17 protein-coding genes are annotated in these 14,768 nt (G+C 52.3%); 9 read left to right on the plus strand and 8 right to left on the minus strand.

Annotated features, from left to right (window positions below; genetic code table 11):
- Nucleotides 1-66: 66 nt before the first annotated feature.
- Together AAY72_RS06910 and AAY72_RS06915 are read right to left on the minus strand one after the other, a co-directional pair.
- Nucleotides 67-1,287, minus strand: a complete 1,221-nt coding sequence (locus tag AAY72_RS06910; RefSeq protein WP_057786332.1) for a site-specific integrase — start codon at nt 1,285-1,287, stop codon at nt 67-69.
- 197 nt (nt 1,288-1,484) lie between these two features.
- Nucleotides 1,485-2,345, minus strand: a complete 861-nt coding sequence (locus AAY72_RS06915; RefSeq protein WP_057786334.1) for a YicC/YloC family endoribonuclease — start codon at nt 2,343-2,345, stop codon at nt 1,485-1,487.
- A gap of 211 nt (nt 2,346-2,556) precedes the next feature.
- On the opposite strand from AAY72_RS06915, the gene rph reads away from it, so the two are divergent.
- The 3 genes from rph to AAY72_RS06930 all read left to right on the plus strand — a co-directional run bounded on the left by rph (nt 2,557) and on the right by AAY72_RS06930 (nt 4,401).
- Nucleotides 2,557-3,276: a ribonuclease PH gene (gene rph, locus AAY72_RS06920; protein ID WP_008984659.1), complete on the plus strand. Its 720-nt coding sequence runs from the start codon at nt 2,557-2,559 to the stop codon at nt 3,274-3,276.
- A 2-nt stretch (nt 3,277-3,278) separates the two neighbouring features.
- On the plus strand, nt 3,279-3,923 hold the full coding sequence (gene pyrE, locus AAY72_RS06925) for an orotate phosphoribosyltransferase (protein ID WP_008950182.1): 645 nt from the start codon (nt 3,279-3,281) through the stop codon (nt 3,921-3,923).
- 106 nt (nt 3,924-4,029) lie between these two features.
- Nucleotides 4,030-4,401, plus strand: coding sequence for a diacylglycerol kinase (locus tag AAY72_RS06930; RefSeq protein ID WP_008984657.1), 372 nt, complete (start codon nt 4,030-4,032; stop codon nt 4,399-4,401).
- 69 nt (nt 4,402-4,470) lie between these two features.
- Here AAY72_RS06930 and slmA read toward each other — a convergent pair whose 3' ends face one another.
- The 3 genes from slmA to coaBC are packed head-to-tail and all read right to left on the minus strand — an operon-like array spanning nt 4,471 to nt 6,819.
- Nucleotides 4,471-5,064, minus strand: a complete 594-nt coding sequence (slmA, locus tag AAY72_RS06935) for a nucleoid occlusion factor SlmA (protein WP_008606820.1) — start codon at nt 5,062-5,064, stop codon at nt 4,471-4,473.
- Nucleotides 5,065-5,115: 51 nt separating this feature from the next.
- Nucleotides 5,116-5,574, minus strand: coding sequence for a dUTP diphosphatase (gene dut / locus AAY72_RS06940; protein ID WP_057786336.1), 459 nt, complete (start codon nt 5,572-5,574; stop codon nt 5,116-5,118).
- A 36-nt stretch (nt 5,575-5,610) separates the two neighbouring features.
- Complete coding sequence (coaBC, locus tag AAY72_RS06945) at nt 5,611-6,819, minus strand: bifunctional phosphopantothenoylcysteine decarboxylase/phosphopantothenate--cysteine ligase CoaBC (RefSeq protein WP_197408380.1); 1,209 nt, start codon at nt 6,817-6,819, stop codon at nt 5,611-5,613.
- A 108-nt stretch (nt 6,820-6,927) separates the two neighbouring features.
- Here coaBC and radC point away from each other — a divergent pair, with 108 nt between their 5' ends.
- The 5 genes from radC to mutM all read left to right on the plus strand — a co-directional run bounded on the left by radC (nt 6,928) and on the right by mutM (nt 9,635).
- The gene (radC, locus tag AAY72_RS06950; protein ID WP_008984654.1) at nt 6,928-7,602 is read left to right on the plus strand and encodes a DNA repair protein RadC; all 675 of its coding nucleotides are present in this window, start codon (nt 6,928-6,930) and stop codon (nt 7,600-7,602) included.
- Nucleotides 7,603-7,808: 206 nt separating this feature from the next.
- Entirely contained in the window at nt 7,809-8,045 is a 237-nt protein-coding gene (gene rpmB / locus AAY72_RS06955) for a 50S ribosomal protein L28 (protein WP_008950179.1), read from the plus strand.
- An 11-nt stretch (nt 8,046-8,056) separates the two neighbouring features.
- Entirely contained in the window at nt 8,057-8,212 is a 156-nt protein-coding gene (gene rpmG, locus AAY72_RS06960; RefSeq protein ID WP_008219722.1) for a 50S ribosomal protein L33, read from the plus strand.
- 114 nt (nt 8,213-8,326) lie between these two features.
- Nucleotides 8,327-8,782, plus strand: a complete 456-nt coding sequence (locus AAY72_RS06965) for a hypothetical protein (RefSeq protein WP_057786338.1) — start codon at nt 8,327-8,329, stop codon at nt 8,780-8,782.
- Nucleotides 8,783-8,810: 28 nt separating this feature from the next.
- Nucleotides 8,811-9,635: a bifunctional DNA-formamidopyrimidine glycosylase/DNA-(apurinic or apyrimidinic site) lyase gene (gene mutM / locus AAY72_RS06970; protein WP_057786340.1), complete on the plus strand. Its 825-nt coding sequence runs from the start codon at nt 8,811-8,813 to the stop codon at nt 9,633-9,635.
- Between the two features lie 43 nt (nt 9,636-9,678).
- Here mutM and AAY72_RS06975 read toward each other — a convergent pair whose 3' ends face one another.
- The 3 genes from AAY72_RS06975 to AAY72_RS06985 all read right to left on the minus strand — a co-directional run bounded on the left by AAY72_RS06975 (nt 9,679) and on the right by AAY72_RS06985 (nt 13,070).
- On the minus strand, nt 9,679-11,316 hold the full coding sequence (locus tag AAY72_RS06975) for a BamA/TamA family outer membrane protein (protein WP_057786342.1): 1,638 nt from the start codon (nt 11,314-11,316) through the stop codon (nt 9,679-9,681).
- A 77-nt stretch (nt 11,317-11,393) separates the two neighbouring features.
- A complete protein-coding gene (locus tag AAY72_RS06980) occupies nt 11,394-12,260 on the minus strand; it encodes a mechanosensitive ion channel family protein (protein WP_057786344.1) in 867 nt (288 codons plus the stop codon).
- 9 nt (nt 12,261-12,269) lie between these two features.
- Nucleotides 12,270-13,070, minus strand: coding sequence for a DUF432 domain-containing protein (locus AAY72_RS06985; RefSeq protein ID WP_057786346.1), 801 nt, complete (start codon nt 13,068-13,070; stop codon nt 12,270-12,272).
- 288 nt (nt 13,071-13,358) lie between these two features.
- On the opposite strand from AAY72_RS06985, the gene mgtE reads away from it, so the two are divergent.
- Entirely contained in the window at nt 13,359-14,702 is a 1,344-nt protein-coding gene (mgtE, locus tag AAY72_RS06990; protein ID WP_057786348.1) for a magnesium transporter, read from the plus strand.
- The last annotated feature ends 66 nt before the right edge of the window (nt 14,703-14,768 follow it).

Raw genomic sequence — 14,768 nt, forward strand, 5'->3', positions numbered from 1 at the left:
TGTATTCAAAGATCTGTTCGATAAAACTGTTATCCACCAAATAGAAACACGAAAAGCAAAATAATTCTAGACGTTAATTATCGATTCCAGCTTATCCGCCAAAAGCGCCAGCGCCTCTTTCCGCTCATCAAAATAATCATGTTGGTTATAAATCCCTTCAACACCCTGCAGTTTATGGTTTAAGCAGCGCTCGGCGACATAGCCTGGTACCCCAAGTTGCGCCAGCAGGGTGCGGCAGGTACGGCGTAAGTCGTGTACGGAAAAGTGCTGTATATCGCCCATTTTGTTTGGTGGTTGTTTCTTTTTGCCGGCTTCATGGCCAAATAGCTTGGTAATGGCGCGGTTAAGCGTGTCTGCACCCATATGTGGGTTTTTGCTGCTGCGCCGGTTGGGGAACACATAGGGTGACCCTGCTGCACGAATTTCCAATTCTTTAAACCAGTTTACGCATAGCTCGGGCAGAGGGATAGTTATTCCTACACCGGATTTGCTGCGCGCCTTTGGTAACTCCCAAATTCCCGCCTCTAGATCGATCTCTTGCCAACTGGCTTCTGTTAGCTCGCTTTTACGCACGCCTAGCGTGACTAATAGCGCACAGGCCAGGTAATTCTCTCTGGCAAAACTATCCGTATTTTCCCGAAACACTTTAAATACTTGGGTAAGCTCTTCCAAGGTAAGTGCCCGATCTTTGCTTTGCTCTACGCCGCCGGCATCGCTCACGTTAAAGGCACTGGCAGGGTTGGCACCCACCACATCAAGTTTTATGCCGTGGTTAAATAGCTGCTTTAAATACAGCAGCGCGTCATTGGCGGTGGTGGGGCGGCCGGATTCGGTAATAGCTTCGATAATAAACTGGATATCACGCGCTACTACTTTGTTTGGCGCAGCAGCACCAATATGCGGTGCAATATCTTTGCGGTAAACCCGCTCGGGGATATTCGGGTGCTTAAGGCGTTTGATATTGCCTTTATGCCAGTCGGCAAATAAGTCGTCTACGGTTTGCAGTTGTTGCTGCTTGGCACGTTGTTTTAAAAACAGCGGATCAACCTTTTCTACCAGCAACTGTTTTTTCTGCATTACAGCTTCAGCCCGCGCTTCGGCCAACGTCATATTGGCGTATTGGCCTAACGTCATCTCGCGGCGTTTGCCGTTGGAGGTATAGCGTAAAAACCAAAAAGGATTACCTGATTTAGGTACTGTTAGGTATAGGCCCTCACCATCGCCAAATCTTCCTGGTTTACCCTTTTTAATTAAGGATTCTACAGTCTTTGTAGTTAGGCTACCCATATTCCCTCTCAAATCAGTTAGTTACTTTTTGGTAGTTTACCCACCACTTGCGATCTGAGTTAGTCTAACATACCCACCGTTTTACCCACCACTTGTTTGTGGCTTGTGGTGGATAAAGGTGGATTTCGGTAGACTTGGGTTTTGATTAAGTTATTGAAATTAGATGATTAATGCATCTTGGTGGATGCCGGTAGACATTATTCGATGTTTTGGATCTGCTCCCGCATCTGCTCTATCAACACCTTAAGCTCCACCGCCGCATTAGTAATCTCAGTACTGATGGCTTTGGACGACAGCGTATTCGCTTCGCGGTTAAATTCCTGCATCATAAAGTCTAATCTTCTGCCGCAGGCGCCGCCTTTTTTAAGAGTGTGGCGGGTTTCTTTGATATGGGCATCGAGGCGGTCCAGCTCTTCGGCGACGTCGGATTTCGAGGCTAAAAACGCCATTTCCTGCTCTAAGCGGCCTTGGTCTAGGTCGGCTTTAATTTCATTTAAACGGCTGGTAATACGGTCGCGTTGCCATTGCATCGCTTGTGGCAGGTGGCTGCGCACAAAGGCGACTTGCTCGCTAATGGCAGTTAAGCGCTGCTGGATCATCTCTTCAATGGCGGCGCCTTCGCGGCCGCGGCCGGCTAAAAAGTCTAGTAAGGCGGCATCGAAACCAGCCAGCAGTTCGGCTTGCAGGGTGTCTAAGTCTTCGCTTGGTGTTTCCATTACACCGGGCCAGCGCAGAATGTCGGCAATATTGAGCGTCGCTTGCGGTGCTTTTTGCAGTAATTGCTGCGCTTTTTGCAGCAGTTGCTCGGCAAACACGTCATTTAATTGCAGTTCGCCGGCGGCCTGATTGGCCTGATAGCGTAAATTCACCTCAATTTTACCGCGTTGCAGGCTGTTACGCAGCTTGTCGCGCAGCAGGCTTTCTAAACCACGGAACTGTTCGGGTAAGCGAAAGTAGGACTCTAAATAACGCTGGTTAACCGAGCGGATCTCCCACTGGGCGGTGCCCCAGCTGGCTTTGGTTTCGTGGCGGGCGAAGGCGGTCATACTGTGGATCATAAGGCGGTTCCAAAACGGCAAATAAATGGGAGTATACCTGAGTTTGGCGAATTTGGGGGCATGCTGCCAAATTCGTAAATTATGGTTCTTAAGCGCGGCCTTAGGCATGGCCTTGCGCCGGGTTTGAAGTGGGCGATAGCTGTTACAAAGATAGCCGTCAGCGGCTATAGCCCCTATAATGGTGGCTAATTTATCAGTCAGGAGTAGCCCAATGCGTCCAAGTGGCCGTACCGCCAGTCAAATCCGCCCGCTCGCTTTTACCCGCCAGTTCACTGCTCATGCCGAAGGCTCAGTGTTAGTTGAGTTTGGCAATACCAAGGTGATCTGTACCGCCAGTGTTACCGAAGGCGTACCACGTTTTTTAAAAGGCAAGGGCCAGGGTTGGATTACCGCGGAATACGGAATGCTGCCGCGCGCGACGCATAGCCGCAATGACCGGGAAGCTGCCCGTGGTAAGCAGGGCGGCCGCACTATGGAAATCCAACGACTGATTGGCCGCGCTCTGCGCACCGCCGTCGATTTAAGCCTGCTCGGCGAAAATACCATTACCATCGACTGTGATGTGATTCAGGCTGATGGCGGTACCCGTACAGCCTCGATTACCGGTGCCTGTGTCGCGCTGGTCGATGCACTAAACTTTATGCTGGCTAAAGGCCTGATTAAAAAGAACCCGCTGCGTTATATGGTGGCGGCGGTGTCGGTGGGGATCTATCAGGGGGCAGCCGTTGCCGATCTGGATTATGCTGAAGACTCGGCTGCCGAAACAGATATGAATTTGGTGATGACCGAGCAGGGCGAAGTGATTGAAATTCAGGGCACCGCCGAAGAGGCACCCTTTAGTTTTGCGCAGATGCAGCAAATGCTGGAGCTGGGCGCGGCGGCCATTACTGAGATCGTGGCCGAGCAAAAACGGGTATTGGCGAAGGAGTAACGATGAAAGCCTTTCAACGGGAATTTATTGAGTTTGCGTTATCACGCAATGTACTGAAATTTGGTAGCTTTACGCTGAAATCTGGCCGGATTAGCCCGTATTTTTTTAATGCTGGCTTATTTAATACCGGTGGTGATCTGGCAAAGCTGGGCCGCTTTTATGCGGCAGCGCTGCAGGACTCGGGCATCGAGTTTGATGTGCTGTTTGGCCCGGCTTATAAAGGCATTCCTATTGCTACTACCACCGCTGTGGCGTTGGCTGAGCACTATCAGCGCGATCTGCCATATTGCTTTAACCGCAAAGAAGCCAAAACCCATGGTGAAGGCGGTAATTTAGTGGGCGCAGCACTAAAAGGCCGTATTATGCTGGTGGATGATGTGATCACTGCCGGTACGGCGATCCGCGAATCAATGCAGCTGATCCAGGCGCAGGGCGCAGAGCTGACCGGCGTGTTGATTGCACTGGACCGGCAGGAGCGCGGTCAGGGTGAGTTGTCGGCGATCCAGGAAGTTGAGCGCGACTTTAATACTAAGGTGATTTCAATTATCAGCCTGCCGGACTTAATTAGCTATTTGGCGGATAAGCCTGAGCTGGCCGAGCATCTGGCGGCGGTAAAGGCTTACCGTGCCCAGTACGGCATTGCCTGATTAAATCTCACGCCTGCGGCCAGCTCTTTGCTGGCCGTATTGTTTGCGCCCAGCATAGGCGCATTATTGCAGGTATTAGCATTAGCAACAGGGAATAGGATTAAGCATGCAAAAACCAAACGGGACTGGCATTGGGCGCATTATTAAAGCGGCCCGTTGTTCAATGCAGGGTTTTAGTGCCAGCTGGCGCTATGAGTCGGCCTTTCGTCAGGAAGCGACGCTCACGCTGCTTTCCATTCCTGCTGCAATCTGGCTGGCAGACTCAGTAGCGCAGTTTGCCCTGCTGCTGGCGGTTTGGTGCCTGGTTCTGGTAGTGGAGTTACTGAATTCGGCCATTGAGTCATTAACCGATCGGGTAGGTTTAGAGCGGCATGAGCTATCTGGCCGTGCCAAGGATATGGGCTCTGCTGCAGTTTTTGTCAGTTTAGTGATAGTGGCGCTGGTTTGGGGCGCTGCCCTGTGGCAGAAACTGGCCTGATGCCGCTACAGCGACGTCAGCACTGTGGCGAGCGCCTTAGTTAGTGCAGCTGCACTAACCAAGGTAGCATTACGCAAACAGGCTTTGTTCGAGTAACGCCCACTGCGCCGCCCAATACTGGGTTGGCAGGCGTTTAAAGCCGGAACGGACAAACTGGCTGATCTTGCCTTCTATGGTGGCCAGCAGCAGGTTTGCCAGTTCCGCCTCATCGATAGTAAAGCTTTTACCTTCCCGTAATTTGCGCTCGCGTAAACACTGTTTAAACTGGGTTTCCAGCCTTTCAAACAGTGCCGCGACGCGCTCCAGCAGGCGCTCTTGCTCGCCTTGTAGCGCATCGCCGGTCAAAATACGGCAAAAGCCCGGGTTACGCTCGGCAAATACCAGTACCAGCTGCAGCATCAGGCTGATACGGGTTTGGGTATCCTTGTGCTCTTCGGTAATGGCGTTAATGCGCGATAGCAGCGTATCTTCAATAAATTCTATCAGCCCTTCGTACATCCGCGCCTTGCTGGGAAAATGCCGGTACAGCGCCGCTTCCGACACGCCAACCTGCTCTGCCAGGGCGGCGGTAGTAATGCGCTGGCCATTGCTGTGGCTTTGCAGCATTGCCGCTAACGCCTGCAGGATATCTTCTTTACGGTTTGATTTTTTTATTGTTGCCATGCGACTGCTCAGATCCTTAGCTAATTCAGAAGTAGGGGCGGTTTCGCGCCCTTACTGCTTGCCAGAGTGACCAAAGCCACCTTCACCACGCTCTGAGCTGTCAAAGCCCTCGACCAGATTAAATTCGGCCTGTACCACCGGCATAAATACCAGCTGGGCGATGCGGTCGCCTGGTTCAATGCTAAAGCTGTCGCTGCCGCGGTTCCACATCGACACCATCAAGGGCCCCTGATAATCCGAGTCAATCAGCCCCACCAGATTGCCCAGTACGATGCCATGTTTGTGCCCCAGGCCCGAGCGCGGCAAGATGGTTGCGCACAGGTTGGCATCGCCAATATGAATGGCAATACCGGTTGGGATCAGCACGGTTTGGCCCGGTGCCAGTATCAGGGTTTGCTCCAGACAAGCACGTAAATCCAGGCCCGCTGAGCCGGGGGTGGCATAGGCCGGTAAAGGAAAGTCGCGGCCGATCCGCGGGTCGAGAATTTTCAGATCTATAGCTTTTTTCATCGGTTTTACTGCTTCGCTGCGTTATAAGTTAAGAATTTAGTTTTTATAATGTTCGCTGATCAGGGTGATCAGCTGTGTGGCTAACTGTTGCTTCGGTGCCTTCGGTAAATCCAGCTCGCCGCCGCGCCAGATCACGCTAAGGGCATTGTCATCGCTGTTAAAGCCACGATCGCTGGCCGACACATCATTGGCACAAATCATATCCAGCCGCTTATTCAGCAGCTTTTGCCGCGCATATTCCAGTACGTTACGGGTTTCGGCAGCAAAGCCGACGGTAAAGGGCCGCTGCTGCGGCAGGGCGGCGACGGCGGCAATAATGTCCGGGTTTTTTACCAGCGTCAGCTGCATCTCCGCTTCGGCGCCTTTTTTTAGTTTATCGGCCGCGATTTCCGCTACCCTATAGTCGGCGACAGCGGCACAGCCAATAAAAATCTCCGATTGCACCGCGGCAGATAGCGCCGCCTGATGCATCTGCTCGGCACTTTGCACATCAATCCGTGTTACGCCGGCGGGGGTTGCCAGTTGCACCGGGCCGCTGATCAGCGTGACCTCGGCGCCCATAGCCGCAGCGGCCTGAGCCAGCGCAAAGCCCATCTTGCCAGAGCTGTGATTACTGATATAGCGCACCGGATCAATCGCTTCGCGGGTCGGGCCGGCGGTAATGGTAATGCGTAAACCTTGCAGATTTTTGACCGGGCTAAATAATTGCTCGGTCAGCGCGACCAGCTCCAGCGGTTCCAGCATGCGGCCGGCACCGGTATCGCCACAGGCCTGCGCGCCCACACCCGGGCCGAAAATGTGAAAATTATGTTCTTTTAATGTTGCGAGATTCTTTTGGGTAGCTATATTTTTATACATCTGCTGATTCATCGCCGGCGCTACCGCAATAGGGGCACTACTGGCAAGTACACAGGTAGTAAGCAGATCATTGGCTAAGCCATGCGCCAGCCGGGCAATCACATCGGCACTGGCCGGGGCAATCAGTATTAGGTCGGCCCATTTAGCCAGTTCAATATGGCCCATCGCCGCTTCTGCGGCCGGATCGAGCAGGCTGTGGCTAACCGGATTACCGGAGACGGCTTGCAGCGTCAGTGGGGTAATAAATTCCTGCGCCGCGCTGGTCAGGATAACCCGGACGTCGGCGCCGCGTTCGGTTAAGCGCCGCACCAGATCGGCACTTTTATAGGCAGCAATACCGCCGCTAATGCCAAGTAAAATGCGTTTATCAGCAAGGGTTTGCAACATGATTTCTGGTCCTGCTCCAGCCTCGGTCGGCATAAGATAGCACGGAAACTCCAATTCAGCACCCGTTCAGCTGCTAAGCGCTGACAACATCAACAACAGGAGGTCAGGATGGCAATTACAGACTGGCCGCTCAGTGAGCGACCACGGGAGAAACTGTTAACATTGGGGCCGGCCACCTTATCGGATGCCGAGCTGCTGGCGATTTTCTTACGCACCGGTATTGCCGGTACCGACGCGGTGAGTCTGGCCAGGCAGTTGTTGCAGCAGTTCGGTGATTTACGCGCCTTGCTCGGCGCCAGTCGCAGCGAGTTTTGTAATGCCCGCGGTTTAGGCGAAGCCAAGTATGTGCAGTTGCAGGCCGTACTGGAGTTAAGCCGGCGTTTTCTGCAGCAGCAGCTAAAACGCGATACCGTCTGCTCAGAGCCTTCGGTAGTGCGAAAATATTTAGCCCATCAGCTCAGCGGTGAACTACGCGAAGTCTTTCTGGTACTTTATCTTGATAATCAACATCGTATGATTGGTTCCGAGCCATTATTTTACGGCACTATTGATGCCTCCCCGGTGTACCCGCGTATTGTAGTTCAGCACGCTTTGAAGCATAATGCCGCCGCCGTTATTCTGGCGCATAATCACCCCTCTGGGGTGGCTGAGCCAAGCCGCGCCGACCGGGCAATAACGGAGCGCCTGACCCAGGCTTTAGCACTGGTTGATATCCGGGTGCTGGACCATTTTGTGGTAGGTGATGCGGAAGTGGTGTCTTTTGCAGAGCGTGGCTGGTTGTAGCAGGTAATGCACCTGAGTACAGCCCGGCGTGAGTCTCGATGCAAGGCGTTTTCGCAGCGCTGCCCGCTGGCCGGGAAAATGAATTTGTCTTGAGTTTAACCGTACTTTCGTGTATAAAGTGCGCCCTCATCCATTTTCGGGGCAACCTTCAAGGCCAGAAGGGTGAAAGATAGCTCGAGCTGACGTAATTTTGGAGAAATATTGACATGTCTAGAGTATGCCAAGTAACTGGCAAAGGTCCGATGGTAGGTAACCGTCGTTCGCACGCCAACAACGCGACTAAGCGCCGTTTCCTGCCTAACCTGCAAACGCACCGTTTCTGGGTTGAAAGCGAAAACCGTTTCGTCACTTTACGTACCTCTACCAAGGGTATGCGTATCATTGACAAGAAAGGTATCGACGCTGTGTTAGCAGAAGTTCGTGCCAACGGTCACAAGGTATAAGGAATTAACAAATGCGCGATAAAATCCGTTTAGTTTCTTCTGCTGGCACTGGCTTCTTCTACACGACAACGAAGAACAAGCGCACCATGCCAGAAAAGATGGAAATCAAAAAGTTCGATCCTAAAGTGCGTAAGCACGTGATTTTCAAAGAAGCGAAAATCAAGTAATCGAACCCCAGAAACCCGGCACTGCCGGGTTTTTGCTTTTTAGCCCTGCTGCCGTTACTATCTGCGTTATTCATACTCACTTGTGAACCACTGTGTTCTGCCGCTGCTAACCTTATGCTGAAACTGTCACGCCGTAACTGGAATAATGTGTTGATCTTTGTGGTGCTGTTACTGATGTTTAGTCTGTATGACTGGCGGGGTACCGGCCAGGCACCGATCACGGCCAGCTTATTACCGGAACAATCGCAGCTGCTGAGTATTGCGGTAGGTGAAGTCCGTTTAGTGCAGGCAGCCGGGCAATGGCAACTGCAGCCACGTTATGATGGCAGCGTCAGTGCCCAGCAAATGCTGAATGCCTGGCTCTATACACCCCTGCAGCCAGCCGTTGGTGCGGCCAAGCCCACTCTGGCGCCGGTTGCCCAGGCCAGTGTGCAGCTGGCCGGTGAATTTGCACCACAGATCTGGTTGCTCTATCCTGCTGCGCCGGACTACCTGTTACAACAGGTAGGCCAGCCCCAGCTCTATTTGCTGCCTGCCGCGCAGGCTCGGCTGCTGTTTTTAATTGATTAACCCCACGCCCTAAATACCGGAGTATAAGATGCCAGAGTTACCTGAAGTTGAGGTCTCGCGTTTGGGGATCAGCCCGCATTTGCAAGGGCAACAGCTAACCAAGGTTGTCGCCCGGCAGCGTCAACTGCGCTGGTGGGTACCCGATGAGGTGGTGCAGCAACAGCAGCAACCGATTTTAGCGGTTAGGCGGCGCGCCAAGTACTTACTGCTCGATTTACCCGGCGGCAGTATTATTTTGCATTTGGGCATGTCGGGTCACTTAAAGGTGGTACCGGCGGATCTGGCGCCAGGTAAACATGATCATCTGGATTTGCTATTCGCAAACGGTACCGCACTGCGCTTAAACGATACCCGGCGCTTTGGTGCCGTGCTGTGGCAGGCACAAGGCGAGCAACATCCGTTGCTGGCCCAGTTAGGGCCTGAGCCATTAACAGCCGACTTTACCGCTGAAACCCTGATCCAGGCTTGTCAGCGTCGCGGCACCGCGATCAAACTGGTATTAATGGATAACCATGTGGTGGTGGGTGTCGGGAATATTTATGCCAATGAGGCCTTGTTTAAAGCCGGCATTAATCCGCAGCAACCGGCGCGCGACGTCAGTGCGGATAAGCTGGCACTGCTGTGTACCATCGTCAAAGAAACCCTGGCGGCGGCAATAGTGCAGGGCGGCACCACGCTGCGTGATTTTAGTCAGGTAGACGGTAAACCGGGCTATTTTAAACAGGAGTTACTGGTATATGGCCGCGGTGGCCAGCCCTGCGTTAACTGCGGCACTGCGCTGTCAGAAGTGCGGTTGGGCCAGCGCAGTACGGTATTTTGCCCGCTCTGTCAGCCGTTGCTGCAAAAGAACTAGAACGTGTTGACGTTTGCTGCTTAGATTTTAGTCTGGCGCAGTATTAAAAACGGCGCTTGGCAGTCACACGCCACTGCCAGCTGCCTAGATCCGGGTTATCACTGATTGGCCGCGTCAGATCCAGATGAATCATGGTGCCGCGGCTGGAGTGGCTGGACAGTAAACGGATGCCGACGCCCAGGCCAAACAGAATTTCATCATCGATACCGGCTTTACCGTTTAATGCGGCCAAATCCTCTGCAGAGCGGCCGCCCCAGCTGCGGCCGGCATCGCCAAAGGCGGCAAAGCCGACATCAAAAATCTGCCATAAATTCCAGTCGGTATAATGGCGATACTCTGCGGTGGCCACCATGCGGTTATCGCCACGCTGATAATACAGCGGGAAGGCACGCAAGCCGCTATCACCACCCAGATACAGCGCTTCGTCGGCAAACAAATTGCGGCCGCGTTCGGCGGAGATACTGCCGACCAGACTATTACGGGCGTTGAGCTGATGATTCAGCTGTAAGCCCAGATGCCACAACTCCTGCTTGCGCTGCTGCCAGTCCAGCTGCTGATAAGCCAGTTCTGAAAAAAGCCAGGTGCGGTTGTTCAGCTGCCAGGCTTTGCTTACTTCCGCTTCCAGCCTTAAGCCATCTTCATCGGCGCCCAACCAGGGTTGCAAAAAGCCCAACCGCAGCCGCAGTTGCCAGCCGGCATTAATATCCTCTACCCGGTTAAACTGATTGATATTAAACAGCTTGTAGAAGTCGTCCTGCAGTAACTGGTATTCCAGGTAAAGGTAAGACAGGTTGCGCTGTTCAGGCAAGCTTAAAACCGTACTGTCCAGTTCATTAAAATCAACATCCTCCAGCTGCATACCAATATTTAGCCGTTGGATGGTGTGACCGCGCAGTGCCAGTTTAAAACCGGCAGAAGCATCAAACTGATGCCGGGTGCGGTTATATTCGTTAACGGTTTCCGATAATAAGTAGTCGGTGACCTGCTCTTTGTTTTTCAGCAGGTCAGCATTAAAGGCCCAGTTCGAATCCAGCCGGTAGAACGGCCGCTGTACTGCGAAGCGATAGTTTTCACCATCTGAGTTATCGGCATAGCTAAGCAGGGTATTCCAGTGGCTACCGAAGATATTCGGGCTGGCAAAGCTGAGCAAATAGCCGCTGCGCTCACTGTCTTTGCTGTAATCGAGCTGGATCTGATTACCTGAACCCAGCAGGTTGTCCTCGGCGACGCCCAGCGAGTACTTGGTGTCTCCCCCCTCGCTGGAAAAATCGATTTTCGGCAGTAATGACCAGTTATCCCAGGTCGTGACGCGCACCGTGACACTATTACTGGCGGCACAATATTGGACGACTTCAACGCGGGCATCGCGCAGATAGCGGCGACTACGTAGTAAACGCTCCGTTTCCGCCAGCTCGGCCAGATTCAGCGGCGCGTCTTGCAGAAACAATAAATCATCGCGGATAGTTTGTTCGGTGGTAATAATATGGGTACGGTTGGCAAAGCGGTGTAACCAGAATACGCCCGGTTCATTCAGATCAAAGACGTTTTCCTGCTGGAATTCAATGTAACTGACAAGAGGGCGTTTAGCCTTTAGCTCAGCAGGATCGACATCGTTCCGGCAGTCGGCCCACAAGGGTAAACTGGTGCAATAGCAACACAACAGGCTAATGGCTCGCCACATCTACTCCTCCCGCCCGCAGCTTAGCCTTTGATAACTATGGCTAACACACCGCTGATTTACCAGTTTTGACCGCATTGTCAGCCCTTAGTTGCAGCGTCAGTATTGCCAGTTACCGTATCGCTGACAATCCGCACCGGGAAAGGTGGTGTCTCACTGCCGGCATACAGGGTGCGGTGCGGAAACGGAATCTCAATATTAGCAGCATCAAAAGCGAGCTTTATCTCTTCCTGCAGACTGTTGCGTAGTTCGCGGAAGTTTTCGGTGGTACTCCACACCGAAAATTGGATATTGAGTGATGATTCACCAAAGCCGGTAAATAAAAATGATGGCGCCGGTTCGTCCAGGCACAACGGGTTTTGATCGGCGACATCAAACAGTACTTTGCGCACTCGGGCAATGTCTTCTTTATAGGCGACACCCAGTAATAAATCAAAACGGCGGATCGGAAACCGGGTTAAATTGGTCATTTCGGTTTTGATCAGGCTTTCATTCGGGATCCGCACAAACAGATTATCGAAGGTGCGCAGTTTCACCGACAGAAGATCAATCGACAGCACCTCACCAGTGGTATTACCGACTTTAATCACATCGCCAATTTGGAAAGGTTGTTCGCCAATCAGAAATAAACCACTGATTAGGTTTGAAGCCGAGGTTTGTGAGGCAAAGCCGATGGCTACTGATAACACCCCGGCTGCGCCAAGCAACACGCCAAGAGAGAAGCCCAGTTGATGTAAGGCCGAAGCCGCAAATAGCGCCAGCACCAGCCAATACACCACACGCCGGAATAACAACGCATGATGGCGGGAAAAGCTTTTACTAATCAGTTTTTCGGCGGTTCTCGAGGCCGTACGCGCCAGGATAAAGCCTAAGCTCAGTAGTAACAGCGCCTGTAAGCTATTGATAACCAGCTCCGACTGAAGAAATTGCCATAATGTCTCAAGCATAAAAATCCCTTACTGATTGAAAATGCCGGTAAAAGCCCGGACCAGCCCGTGTTTATCCGGTGTATGCACTGGCGCCGCCAACTGATGCCGACTGGTAAGTTCCCGTGGTAACTGTTTATTCAATTGAAAGCGGGTCAGGCTATTCAGATTTTCGTGTTGCAGCGTAATAGGATCGGTCCACAGGCTACCGTCGTCAGCGCCGTATAGCGCCAGATAGGGCAACGGAATACTCAGCTTATCAATTGTCAGCATCTGGGTAGAATGGTTTTCGATGGTGATAGGCGTTATCGCGCGGTGCGGCCGGGCCGGGATTTCGGCCAAACTATGCCGGGCATGGGTTTTATCGGCATAACAGAGCTCGCCATGTTGGGTATTGGCACCAAACCAGGTATCGGATAGTCGTTGGATTGGCAGGCTGAACAAGGTAAGTTCCGGATCCTGCAGCACCAATTCTACCCGCAGCGGGGAGCTGATATAAAACACGCTTTGCTCGCCGGGAGGAATACTCACGCTTTGCCGGGTTTTAATCACCACTGGTCTGTCTAACAGCTTGGGTTTTAAACAAAAACTGGCCGGGCTATGCCGGAAAATAAAGCGCTGACTAGCCAGTAACTCTGGTAAGCAGGACGCTTGGGTCAACTGCAGGCGATAGGCGCTGTCTGGATCGCTACTATACTCTGAACTGACCAGCCATTCCTGTTGGCGGCGTTTCAGATAGAGCGTTAAGGGGCCTATTGTTGCCTGATAGCATTCATCTAATGCCAGTTTCTGCGGCTGCCACCACTGGCTCAGGCTGTTCGCATCTGTCATGCCATTTCCTCTTGTGTTTATTAGGCTATGCTAGCAGAAAGCCCTTGCTGTACCACAAAACTTTTACCGCTCAGGTTGAGTTCAGCTTGGTTAAACTATAAAATAACCAGTAATTTAGCCAGTCTTGAGCTGGCAACCTAACCCTTATCCTTGTGGAGTTTGTATCCTTTATGGACTTACCCAGTAGCAGGCCTGGCCTGCATATTCCCAAGATCCGAATTAATCTGCGCTTAATAAGCTGACGCTGTAATGTCTCTTATCAAGCGCCTAAGCTGATAAGAGGCCGTTATGGAATTACCCGTTCTTATCGATACCCTGCGCACCGCTCTGGAGCGTGATACGGTACATCTGGTCCGTGACCAACTGGAAGATGTGCATCCGGCTGACTATGCCGCTGCCTTAACTGAGTTTTCAATTCAGGATCTATGGATCTTACTGACGGCACTGCCACGGGCTGAGCAGGCTGAGGTGTTTGGCTATTTACCCGCAGAAGAGCAAGTGCGGCTGGCGATTCGGGTCAGCCGACGCAAACTATCGCCGATTATCCGGCAAATGTCCTCTGATGAGCGTGCTGACCTGTTTAATCGTTTAACCGAAGAACAACGGGATACCTTGTTACCCGCGCTGGCGCAGGCTGAGCGGGAAGATCTGCTGCGTTTAGCGTCCTACGAGGAGGGCACCGCCGGTGCTATTATGACCTCGGACTACGCTATTTTGCCCCCTGAGCTGACCGTGCGGGAGGCGATTGAAGTACTGCGCCGTGAAGCGCCGGATAAAGAAACTATCTATTCTGCCTATGTTGTAGATAAAGCGCGAAAACTGATTGGCGTGGTCAGCTTACGTGACCTGATTCTGGCACCGGTCAGTATGCGGGTGGATGATTTAATGAATCATGACCCAATCTGGGCCAGTGTTGACATGCCGCAGGAAGAGGTGGCAGCACTGATCGCCAAATATGACTTACTGGCGCTGCCGATTGTCAATGAGCTGGAGCAGATGGTTGGCATCGTAACCTACGATGACGCGATGGACGTCGCCGAAGAAGAGGCCACCGAAGACTTCCATAAAACGGCCACTATCGGCAAGCTGGAAAGTAGCGTGAAAGAGGCGGGTATCGGCCTGCTGTACCGCAAGCGGGTGTTCTGGTTGGTGGTGCTGGTGTTTGGCAATATTTTTTCCGGTGCCGGTATCGCCTTTTATGAAGAAACCATTTCCAGTTATCTGGCCTTATTATTCTTTTTGCCGTTACTGATTGCCAGTAGCGGTAACGCTGGCGCACAATCCGGCACCCTTATGGTTCGGGCGCTGGCCACTGGAGATATCAAACTCCGTGACTGGGGCTATTTGCTGGGTAAAGAATGTTTAGTTGCAGGCTTGCTGGGGTTGACTATGTCTGCTGCTGTGGTTGGCCTGGGATTCTGGCGTGGTGGTGCTGATATCGCTGTCGTCGTGGCCTCTACCATGATGCTGGTGGTACTGGTGGGGAGTTTAATTGGCATGTCGCTACCCTTTTTATTGAGCCGTTTTAATCTAGACCCCGCTACAGCCAGTGGCCCCTTGATTACCTCCATTGCTGACGTGGCAGGGGTAGTGCTGTATTTTTCGATTGCCACCTGGTACTTAGGGTTATAAAAATATTTTTAATTCTCTGGTACCAACCCAAAGGTACTATTGCGCAACTGGTTTCTATTCAATATC

Origin of the sequence: Alishewanella sp. WH16-1 (assembly GCF_001441695.1) — a bacterium.
GTDB lineage: Bacteria > Pseudomonadota > Gammaproteobacteria > Enterobacterales > Alteromonadaceae > Alishewanella > Alishewanella agri.

What these genes read in the sequence shown, in the direction of transcription:
- AAY72_RS06910 (WP_057786332.1), bottom strand. Translation starts at nt 1,287, where the DNA reads ATGGGTAGCCTAACTACAAAGACTGTAGAATCCTTAATTAAAAAGGGT.
- AAY72_RS06915 (WP_057786334.1), bottom strand. Translation starts at nt 2,345, where the DNA reads ATGATCCACAGTATGACCGCCTTCGCCCGCCACGAAACCAAAGCCAGC.
- rph (WP_008984659.1), top strand. Translation starts at nt 2,557, where the DNA reads ATGCGTCCAAGTGGCCGTACCGCCAGTCAAATCCGCCCGCTCGCTTTT.
- pyrE (WP_008950182.1), top strand. Translation starts at nt 3,279, where the DNA reads ATGAAAGCCTTTCAACGGGAATTTATTGAGTTTGCGTTATCACGCAAT.
- AAY72_RS06930 (WP_008984657.1), top strand. Translation starts at nt 4,030, where the DNA reads ATGCAAAAACCAAACGGGACTGGCATTGGGCGCATTATTAAAGCGGCC.
- slmA (WP_008606820.1), bottom strand. Translation starts at nt 5,064, where the DNA reads ATGGCAACAATAAAAAAATCAAACCGTAAAGAAGATATCCTGCAGGCG.
- dut (WP_057786336.1), bottom strand. Translation starts at nt 5,574, where the DNA reads ATGAAAAAAGCTATAGATCTGAAAATTCTCGACCCGCGGATCGGCCGC.
- coaBC (WP_197408380.1), bottom strand. Translation starts at nt 6,819, where the DNA reads ATGTTGCAAACCCTTGCTGATAAACGCATTTTACTTGGCATTAGCGGC.
- radC (WP_008984654.1), top strand. Translation starts at nt 6,928, where the DNA reads ATGGCAATTACAGACTGGCCGCTCAGTGAGCGACCACGGGAGAAACTG.
- rpmB (WP_008950179.1), top strand. Translation starts at nt 7,809, where the DNA reads ATGTCTAGAGTATGCCAAGTAACTGGCAAAGGTCCGATGGTAGGTAAC.
- rpmG (WP_008219722.1), top strand. Translation starts at nt 8,057, where the DNA reads ATGCGCGATAAAATCCGTTTAGTTTCTTCTGCTGGCACTGGCTTCTTC.
- AAY72_RS06965 (WP_057786338.1), top strand. Translation starts at nt 8,327, where the DNA reads ATGCTGAAACTGTCACGCCGTAACTGGAATAATGTGTTGATCTTTGTG.
- mutM (WP_057786340.1), top strand. Translation starts at nt 8,811, where the DNA reads ATGCCAGAGTTACCTGAAGTTGAGGTCTCGCGTTTGGGGATCAGCCCG.
- AAY72_RS06975 (WP_057786342.1), bottom strand. Translation starts at nt 11,316, where the DNA reads ATGTGGCGAGCCATTAGCCTGTTGTGTTGCTATTGCACCAGTTTACCC.
- AAY72_RS06980 (WP_057786344.1), bottom strand. Translation starts at nt 12,260, where the DNA reads ATGCTTGAGACATTATGGCAATTTCTTCAGTCGGAGCTGGTTATCAAT.
- AAY72_RS06985 (WP_057786346.1), bottom strand. Translation starts at nt 13,070, where the DNA reads ATGACAGATGCGAACAGCCTGAGCCAGTGGTGGCAGCCGCAGAAACTG.
- mgtE (WP_057786348.1), top strand. Translation starts at nt 13,359, where the DNA reads ATGGAATTACCCGTTCTTATCGATACCCTGCGCACCGCTCTGGAGCGT.